At 72.9% G+C, this 8912-nt stretch carries 7 protein-coding genes; 4 read left to right on the top strand and 3 right to left on the bottom strand.

Annotated features, from left to right (window positions below):
• Positions 1-987 (bottom strand): HAMP domain-containing protein (locus tag ACFCXS_RS11160; protein WP_376642977.1); only part of this gene is annotated, 987 nt, incomplete at its 3' end.
• A 273-nt stretch (positions 988-1260) separates the two neighbouring features.
• Between ACFCXS_RS11160 and ACFCXS_RS11155 the strand changes: the two genes are divergently transcribed.
• Positions 1261-3591, top strand: coding sequence for a SpoIIE family protein phosphatase (locus ACFCXS_RS11155; RefSeq protein WP_376643033.1), 2331 nt, complete (start codon positions 1261-1263; stop codon positions 3589-3591).
• A 27-nt stretch (positions 3592-3618) separates the two neighbouring features.
• Positions 3619-4851 (top strand): radical SAM family heme chaperone HemW, encoded by a 1233-nt coding sequence (gene hemW, locus ACFCXS_RS11150; protein WP_376642976.1) that lies wholly within the window; start codon positions 3619-3621, stop codon positions 4849-4851.
• Between the two features lie 90 nt (positions 4852-4941).
• Here the strand turns inward: hemW and ACFCXS_RS11145 are convergent, their stop codons facing one another.
• Together ACFCXS_RS11145 and ACFCXS_RS11140 are read right to left on the bottom strand one after the other, a co-directional pair.
• A complete protein-coding gene (locus tag ACFCXS_RS11145) occupies positions 4942-5745 on the bottom strand; it encodes a DUF3097 domain-containing protein (RefSeq protein ID WP_376642975.1) in 804 nt (267 codons plus the stop codon).
• Between the two features lie 31 nt (positions 5746-5776).
• Positions 5777-6508, bottom strand: coding sequence for an MBL fold metallo-hydrolase (locus ACFCXS_RS11140; RefSeq protein ID WP_376642974.1), 732 nt, complete (start codon positions 6506-6508; stop codon positions 5777-5779).
• Positions 6509-6679: 171 nt separating this feature from the next.
• Between ACFCXS_RS11140 and hrcA the strand changes: the two genes are divergently transcribed.
• On the top strand, positions 6680-7696 hold the full coding sequence (gene hrcA / locus ACFCXS_RS11135) for a heat-inducible transcriptional repressor HrcA (RefSeq protein ID WP_248500553.1): 1017 nt from the start codon (positions 6680-6682) through the stop codon (positions 7694-7696).
• Positions 7696-8832, top strand: coding sequence for a molecular chaperone DnaJ (dnaJ, locus tag ACFCXS_RS11130; RefSeq protein WP_142164010.1), 1137 nt, complete (start codon positions 7696-7698; stop codon positions 8830-8832). Before hrcA ends, dnaJ begins: the two co-directional genes overlap by 1 nt.
• The last annotated feature ends 80 nt before the right edge of the window (positions 8833-8912 follow it).

Here is an 8912-nt window from a genome sequence, read left to right as displayed (position 1 = left end):
GCCCTGCGCGTCGACCGTGATCTTCTGGGACAGGTCGCCGTTGGCCACGGCCGTCGTCACCTGGGCGATGTTGCGGACCTGGGAGGTCAGGTTCGACGCCATGAAGTTGACGTTGTCGGTGAGGTCCTTCCACACCCCGGACACGCCCCGCACCTGCGCCCGGCCGCCCAGCCGGCCCTCGGTGCCGACCTCGCGGGCGACGCGGGTGACCTCGTCGGCGAAGGCGGAGAGCTGGTCGACCATGGTGTTCACGGTCAGCTTCAGCTCCAGCAGCTCGCCGGTCGCCTCCACCGTCACCGTTCGGGTCAGGTCGCCGCGGGCCACCGCGGTCGTCACCGCCGCGATGTCCCGGACCTGGGCCGTCAGCCGGGACGCCATCGTGTTGACGGCCTCCGTCACGTCCCGCCAACTGCCCGACAGGCCCTGCACCTTGGCCCGTCCGCCGAGCCGGCCCTCGGTGCCCACCTCACGGGCCACCCGCGTCACCTCGCCGGTGAACAGGGACAGCTGGTCGACCATCTTGTTCACGGCCCGGCCCAGGTGCCGCAGATCGCCGCGCAACTGCCGCGTCCCGTCGTGCAGATCGACCCGCTGGGTGAGGTCGCCGCCGGCCACCGCGTCCAGCACGCGGGTGGCGTTGGCCGCCGGGGCGACCAGGGCGTCGAGCAACTGGTTCACGTCGTCGACCCGGGACGTCCACAAGCCCTGGCCCGGGCTGGCCGAGAGCCGCTCGTCGAGCCGGCCGTGCCGCACCAGTTCCCGCCGGACGCGCTGCACCTCGAAGGTGAAGTGGACACTGCGGTCCATGATCTGGTTGTGGACGGCGGTCAGCTCGGCCACCATCCCATGGCCGGATTCCGGCACCTTGGTGAAGTCGCCGTCGCGTGCGGCCGTCATGGCGGCGAGCAGGGGGCGCAGATCGGATGCACGAATCTGACCGTCTTCGTACCGGTCTTCGACCACAGGAGTAGCACTGTTCTCACTCATGGCGGCCCACTTCGGTAACTCGGCGCTTATGGGCGAGGTCAGTCTGTCACTCTGTCGGCATCGACTGTGGCGTATTCGTACGAACTGCCCGGGGAGCTGTCCATGGGGGCCATTCCGACGCAACGGGAGACCGCCTCCCGTGCCTCAGAAGCGCCTGCACCCGCTTGGGAGACGCCCGTGCCCATTCAGGAGGGGCCTGTTCCCGTCCAGGAGGGGGCCGTTCCTGTTCAGGAGAGGCCCGTTCCCGAGGAGCCCGCACCGGCGGCGGAGGCGATGACGCCGTCCGCCGGGGCGCTCGCGTCCGATCCACGCGCACCCGCCCGCACGGCGCCCGGGCCCGCCGCCGAGGCGCCCGCACCGGAGCGCGCGCGGGCGCACGCGACCCTGCCCGGCAGTTCCCTCGCCCCGGGCGCCGCGCGCGCCCTGGTGCGCGAGGCTCTTGCCGAGTGGGCCGGGCTCGGACTGCCCGGCGCCGAGCACCTCACCGACCGCCTCGCCGACGACGCCGCGCTCGTCGTCAGCGAGCTCGTCACCAATGCCGTCGTGCACGCCGGCACCGACGTGGAGACGGAGTTCCGCCTGGAAGGCGGCACGGGCGGCGCCCCGGACACGGCCGTGGTCGTCGAGGTGTCCGACCACCACCCCTCCCGTGCCCCGCGCGGCGGCGAGCCGGAGACCTGGCACGACACCCCCGAGTACGGGCGTGGCCTGCGGCTCGTCGGCGCGCTCTCCGAGGCGTGGGGGGTCACCTACCGCACGGGCCGCAAGACCGTGTGGGCCCGGCTGCTCGCCGGCGCGTGCGCGGCGGACGAGCAGATCGAGGCGTACGCCGGGGAGCACGCGTCGGCGCGCGGCCTGCGGATGGCGGAGATCCTGGCACCCGAGCCACGCCCGGAGGCGGAGGAGGCCCTGCGGGCCGGAGGTGGCGGCGGAGACAGCTGGGACCCGCGTGAGGACCGAGAACCGTGGGGCTCACAGGTCAATGGAGACCTACGGGGCAAGGGAGGCTCACGGGGCATCAGGGACGGCGACGGCCGCGAGCCGTGGGATTTACGGCACGGGGGCTCACAGGACGGCGGAGAGCCGCGAGACCCGTGCCAGGAGCGGGAGAAGGAAGGCCACAACGAAGAAAGTCCGGGCCACGACGGAGGAACACGGCCCCGGCCCGGCTCAGGTGAGTCCCGTGACCTGCGTGACTGGAGCGACCTCCGGGACTGGCGGGACCGGCACGAGAACCGTGACGGACGGAACGGGCCCGACGGGGCCTGGCTCGGCCGCGGTGCCCTGTCCTTCCTCGCCGAGGCCTCCGACCTGCTCGCCGGCCAGCTCGACGAGGACCTCGTCGCGGCCCTCGCCGGCCAGCTGATCGTGCCCCGGCTGGCCGACTGGTGCGCGGTGTGGCTGGAGGACGAGGCCACCGCGGGCGGCTGGAGCGGCGGGGGCGGCCTGGGCGGACCACGCCTCGCCCGGGTCTGGCACGGCAGTGAGAACCGGATCGAGGAGCTGCGCCGCGCCCTGGAGAAGGACCCTCCGCAGCCGTTCGACCCGATGGGCGCCTCCCCGTTCGAGCGCGGCCGCGACCAGGGCGGATCCGGGCCCGTCGACTGCCCCTGGCCGGGCGAGGCGCTCGGGGACGACGCTCCCGGTTCGGCCCTGGCGTACCGCCTGGTCGCCGGGGGACGCCCGCTGGGCACCCTCGTCATCGGGCGGTCCGGACCGGCCGGCTTCCCCGACGAGATCACCGGCCTCGTCGAGGACCTCAGCCGCCGGGTGGCCCTCGCCATCGGCGCCGCCCGCCAGTACGCCCGGCAGGCCACCATCAGCGCCGTGCTCCAGCGCGGGCTGCTGCCCGGCGCCGTGGCCGAGATCCCCGGCGTGCGCAGCGCCCTCGTCTACGAGCCGTACGACAAGGGCGGCCCCAGCGGAGACTTCTACGACCTGTTCCCGGCCGGCGACGGACGCTGGTGCTTCGCCGTCGGCGACGTCCAGGGCAAGGGGCCCGAGGCGGCCGTCGTGATCGGCCTGGCCCGGCCCTGGCTGCGGCTGCTGGCCCGTGAGGGGTACAGGGTCGCCGACGTCCTCGACCGCCTCAACCAGCTCCTGCTCGACGACGCCATGGAGGCCGCCGACGCCGCCGCCCGGGCGCTGGTCGCGGCCGGCGCGCGCCCCACCCCGCCCGGCGACGGTCCCCAGACCCGCTTCCTGTCGCTGCTCTACGGCGAGCTCGTCCCCTTCGAGGGCGGTGTGCGCTGCACCGTCGCTTCCGCCGGGCACCCGCTGCCCCTGCTGCTGGGGGCGGGCGGGGAGGTGCACACGGCCGCGCAGCCCCAGACCCTCCTCGGGGTCGTCGAGGACGCCACCTACACCAGCGACAGCTTCGAGCTGCGGTCCGGCGACACCCTGCTGTGCGTCACCGACGGAGTGACCGAGCGCCGCTCGGGCTCCCGGCAGTTCGACGACGGGGACGGGCTCGCTGCGGCTCTGGCCGGGTGCGCCGGCCTGGACGCGGAGCTGATAGCCGAGCGGATCAAGCGGCTCGTGCACGAGTTCGGGGCGCGGCCTCCGGCGGACGATCTGGCGCTGCTGGTGCTCCAGGCGGACTGACCGCCCGGGTGCTGGACAATGGAAGGCATGCCTTCCGCACTCCCCGACGGCGAGCCCGTCCCCGACGACGGCGCGCTGCCCGCGTCCGCCCTCGCCGGGGCCGCCGACCGCCCGCTCGGGTTCTACCTGCACGTCCCGTACTGCGCGACCCGCTGCGGCTACTGCGACTTCAACACCTACACCGCGACCGAGCTGCGCGGCACCGGCGGCGTGCTGGCGTCCCGCGACAACTACGCCGAGACACTGGCCGACGAGATCCGGCTGGCACGCAAGGTGCTGGGCGACGACCCGCGGCCGGTGCGCACGGTGTTCGTGGGCGGCGGCACGCCCACGCTCCTGGACGCCGGTGACCTCGTACGGATGCTGAAGGCCGTGCGGGACGAGTTCGGGCTGGCGGAGGACGCCGAGGTCACGACCGAGGCGAACCCGGAGTCGGTCGATCCCGCGTACCTGGCCGCCCTGCGCGCGGGGGGCTTCAACCGGATCTCCTTCGGAATGCAGAGCGCCCGGCAGCACGTGCTGAAGGTGCTGGACCGCACCCATACGCCGGGACGGCCCGAGGCGTGTGTGGCGGAGGCCCGGGCGGCCGGGTTCGAGCATGTGAACCTCGACCTGATCTACGGCACGCCGGGGGAGTCCGACGACGACTGGCGGGCGTCGCTGGACGCGGTGCTGGGGGCCGGGCCGGATCACGTGAGCGCGTACGCGCTGATCGTCGAGGAGGGGACGCAGCTTGCCCGTCGTATCCGCCGGGGCGAGGTGCCGATGACCGACGACGACGTGCACGCCGACCGGTACCTGATCGCGGACGAGGTGCTCTCGGGCGCCGGGTTCGAGTGGTACGAGGTGTCGAACTGGGCGACCTCGGCCGCCGGGCGGTGTCTGCACAACGAGCTGTACTGGCGGGGGGCCGACTGGTGGGGGGCCGGGCCCGGGGCGCACAGCCATGTGGGCGGGGTGCGGTGGTGGAACGTGAAGCATCCGGGGGCGTACGCGGCTGCGTTGGCGGCGGGGCGGTCGCCGGGGGCGGGGCGTGAGGTGCTGAGCGACGAGGATCGGCGGGTCGAGCGGATTCTGCTGGAGTTGCGGCTGCGGGAGGGGGTGCCGTTGTCGCTGTTGCGGGATGAGGGGCTGGCTGCCTCGCGCAGGGCGTTGTCGGACGGGCTTCTGGATGCCGGGCCGTACGAGGAGGGGCGGGCGGTACTCACCTTGCGCGGGCGGTTGCTGGCGGACGGGGTTGTTCGGGACCTCGTGGACTGAGGCGCTCGGCGTGGGGGCTGGGGGCGGCGCGCATGCCCGAAGCGGCGGCGGCACGGGTGGGCGCAGCCGGGGCGGCGCGCATGACCGCTGTCAGGGAGCCGTGACGAAGTCGATCAGTTCTTCCACCCGGCCCAGCAGCTCCGGCTCCAGGTCCTTGTAGGAGTGAACCCCCGACAGGATCCGCTGCCAGGCGGCCCCCGTGTTCTCCGGCCAGCCCAGGGCCCTGCACACACCTGTCTTCCAGTCCTGGCCGCGCGGGATCCGGGGCCAGGACTCGATGCCCAGGGCCGACGGTTTCACCGCCTCCCAGACGTCGATGTACGGGTGGCCGACGACCAGCGCGTGTTCGCTCTCCACCGACTGGGCGATGCGCCACTCCTTCGAGCCCGGCACGAGGTGGTCCACCAGGACGCCCAGCCGTGCGTCCGGCCCGGGGGCGAACTCGGAGACGATCGACGGCAGGTCGTCGACGCCCTCCAGGTACTCCACGACCACGCCTTCGATGCGCAGGTCGTCGCCCCACACCTTCTCGACCAGCTCGGCGTCGTGCCGGCCCTCCACGTAGATGCGGCCGGCGCGGGCGACCCGCGCCCGTGCGCCGGGGACGGCCACCGAACCGGAGGCCGTGCGGGTGGGACGCGCGGGGCCGCCCGGAGCCGGGCGGACCAGGGTCACCACCCGGCCATCGAGGAGGAAGCCACGCGGCTCCATCGGGAAGACGCGGTGCTTGCCGAAGCGGTCCTCCAAGGTCACCGTGCCCGCCTCGCAGCGGATCACCGCACCGCAGAAACCGGTCCCCGGCTCCTCCACCACCAGGCCCGGCTCCGCCTCGACCTCGGGCACCGGCTTCGGCTTCTTCCACGGCGGGGTCAGATCGGCGGAGTACTGGCGCATTCGGATGACGATAGGAGAAGGCGCACGGCGATCACCGCGACACGCCGAAACGCGCTGCCAGCGCGTCCCGTTGCGCCCGCACGAACGCCGCGTCCACCACCGCTCCGTGACCGGGCACGTACACGGCGTCCTCACCGCCCAGGTCGAGCAGCCGGTCCAGTGCGGCCGGCCAGTGCGACGGCACCGCGTCGGGACCCGCCTGCGGCTCACCGGACTCCTCGACCAGGTCGCCGCAGAACACCACCTCCGGATCCCCGGGCACCAGCACCGCCAGGTCGTGCGCCGTGTGCCCCGGGCCGACGTTCGCCAGCAGCACCTGGCGTCCGCCGCCCAGGTCGAGCGTCCACTCGCCGGAGACCAGGTGGCCGGGCGGGACCAGCCGCTGCGCCGCCTCCAGGGCCGCGGGCGCCGCGAGGCCCTGACGCACCCCGTCCTCGCGCAGTTCCTCGCGGTCCCGCGCCCGCGACAGCAGCGCGTCCACGCCCACCGCGCCGAACACCTCGGTGTCCGGGAACGCCGCCGTGCCGAAGACATGGTCGAAGTGCGGGTGGGTCAGCGCGAGATGTGTCACACGGTGACCGGTGAGTGCCCGCGCCTGCGCGCCCAGTTTCGCGCCCTCGGCGAGGCTCGACCCCGAGTCGATCATGAGGGCCGCCCCCTCGCCCGCGACCAGCCCGATCGTGCAGTCCCACACCGGAAGCCGGCACCGCCCCACCCCGGAGGCCAGGCGCTCCCATCCGAGGTCTTCCCAAGTCACCGTCATACGGCGACGCTAGCGGTGCGCCCCGCTCGGGGCACGGCGGCGCACGACCAGCCTTGCCGGGGGTGTACCCCACCGCCGTACACTGGGCCGGGGAATGCTGGCACTCGCACGCGCAGAGTGCCAGGCTCGACAGGCAGGACAACGGGCGGACGACTTCTGGAGGTGTGCGCGATGCTCAGTGAACGCAGGCTTCAGGTGCTGCGCGCCATCGTCCAGGACTACGTCGGCACCGAGGAGCCGGTGGGCTCCAAGGCCCTCACCGAGCGGCACAGCCTCGGCGTCTCCCCGGCGACCGTCCGCAACGACATGGCGGCCCTGGAGGACGAGGGGTACATCGCCCAGCCGCACACCAGCGCCGGGCGCATCCCCACCGACAAGGGCTACCGGCTGTTCGTCGACAAGCTCGCGGGCGTCAAGCCGATGACCGCGCCCGAGCGGCGCGCGATCCAGAACTTCCTCGAGGGTGCCGTCGACCTCGACGACGTCGTGGCGCGCACGGTACGGCTGCTCGCGCAGCTCACGCGTCAGGTCGCCGTCGTGCAGTACCCGTCGCTGACCCGTTCGACCGTGCGGCACGTGGAGTTGCTCTCCCTGGCGCCCGCACGCGTGATGCTCGTGCTGATCACGGACACCGGGCGGGTCGAGCAGCGCATGGTCGACTGCCCGGCGCCCTTCGGCGACGCCTCGCTCGCGGATCTGCGCGCGCGGCTCAACAGCCGTGTGGCGAACCGCCGTTTCGCGGATGTGCCGAGTCTGGTGGAGGATCTCCCCGAGGCGTTCGAGCACGAGGACCGGGGTACGGTCTCCACGGTGCTCTCCACACTTCTGGAGACGCTCGTCGAGGAGAACGAGGAGCGGTTGATGATCGGCGGCACCGCCAATCTGACCCGCTTCGGGCATGACTTCCCTCTCACGATCCGGCCGGTGCTGGAGGCGCTGGAGGAGCAGGTCGTGCTCCTCAAGCTGCTCGGCGAGGCGAAGGATCCGGGCGTGACCGTACGGATCGGTCATGAGAACGCCCACGCAGGACTCAACTCCACGTCCGTCGTGTCGGTCGGCTACGGTTCGGGCGGCGAGGCAGTCGCCAAGCTCGGCGTGGTCGGACCGACCCGCATGGACTACCCGGGAACGATGGGAGCGGTACGCGCAGTGGCACGGTACGTCGGACAGATCCTGGCGGAGTCGTAGTGGCCACGGACTACTACGCCGTACTCGGCGTGCGCCGCGACGCGTCGCAGGAAGAGATCAAGAAGGCCTTCCGGCGGCTCGCACGCGAGCTGCACCCGGACGTCAACCCCGATCCGAAGACCCAGGAGCGGTTCAAGGAGATCAACGCCGCTTACGAGGTGCTGTCGGACCCGCAGAAGAAGCAGGTCTACGACCTCGGCGGCGACCCGCTCTCGCAGGCCGGAGGCGGCGGCGCGGGCGGCTTCGGAGCCGGCGGCTTCGGGAACTTCTCGGACATCATGGACGCGTTCTTCGGTACGGCGTCGCAGCGCGGACCGCGCTCGCGCACCCGCCGCGGCCAGGACGCGATGATCCGTATCGAGGTCGAGCTCGACGAGGCGGCCTTCGGTACGACCAAGGACATCCAGGTCGACACGGCCGTCGTCTGCAACACCTGCAGCGGTGAGGGCGCGGCCCCGGGCACCTCCGCCCAGACGTGTGACATGTGCCGCGGCCGCGGTGAGGTCTCGCAGGTGACCCGGTCCTTCCTGGGCCAGGTCATGACGTCCCGCCCCTGCCCGCAGTGCCAGGGCTTCGGCACGGTCGTCCCGACCCCGTGCCCGGAGTGCGCGGGTGACGGCCGGGTCCGGTCCCGCCGTACGCTCACGGTCAAGATCCCGGCCGGTGTCGACAACGGCACGCGGATCCAGCTCGCCGGTGAGGGCGAGGTCGGGCCCGGTGGCGGTCCGGCCGGTGACCTCTACGTCGAGATCCACGAGCTGCCGCACAGCACGTTCCAGCGGCGCGGCGACGACCTGCACTGCACGGTGACGATCCCCATGACTGCGGCGTCCCTCGGCACGAAGGTGCCGCTGGAGACGCTCGACGGCATGGAGGAGGTCGACATCCGCCCGGGCACCCAGTCCGGCCAGTCGATCCCGCTGCACGGCCGGGGTGTCACGCATCTGCGCGGCGGCGGACGCGGCGACCTCATCGTCCACGTCGAGGTCCAGACCCCGACCAAGCTCGACCCGGAGCAGGAGCGCCTCCTGCGCGAGCTCTCCAAACTCCGCGGCGAGGAACGCCCCACGGGTCAGTTCCAGCCGGGTCAGCAGGGGCTGTTCTCGCGGTTGAAGGATGCGTTCAACGGGCGCTGACGCGAGCGGTTCGGCTGCTGCCGGGGGTCCGGGGGTTGCCCCCCCGGGCAGGCACAGTCAGCCGGGTCAGCAGGGGCTGT

This window comes from Streptomyces sp. NPDC056373 (assembly GCF_042262425.1).
Classification (GTDB): domain Bacteria; phylum Actinomycetota; class Actinomycetes; order Streptomycetales; family Streptomycetaceae; genus Streptomyces.
Note: the sequence above shows the minus strand (reverse complement) of the source record. Positions and strands in the feature narration are given on the sequence as shown.

Coding starts and splice junctions, on each gene's coding strand:
- ACFCXS_RS11155 (WP_376643033.1), top strand. CDS start 1,261: ATGACGCCGTCCGCCGGGGCGCTCGCGTCCGATCCACGCGCACCCGCC.
- hemW (WP_376642976.1), top strand. CDS start 3,619: ATGCCTTCCGCACTCCCCGACGGCGAGCCCGTCCCCGACGACGGCGCG.
- ACFCXS_RS11145 (WP_376642975.1), bottom strand. CDS start 5,745: ATGCGCCAGTACTCCGCCGATCTGACCCCGCCGTGGAAGAAGCCGAAG.
- ACFCXS_RS11140 (WP_376642974.1), bottom strand. CDS start 6,508: ATGACGGTGACTTGGGAAGACCTCGGATGGGAGCGCCTGGCCTCCGGG.
- hrcA (WP_248500553.1), top strand. CDS start 6,680: ATGCTCAGTGAACGCAGGCTTCAGGTGCTGCGCGCCATCGTCCAGGAC.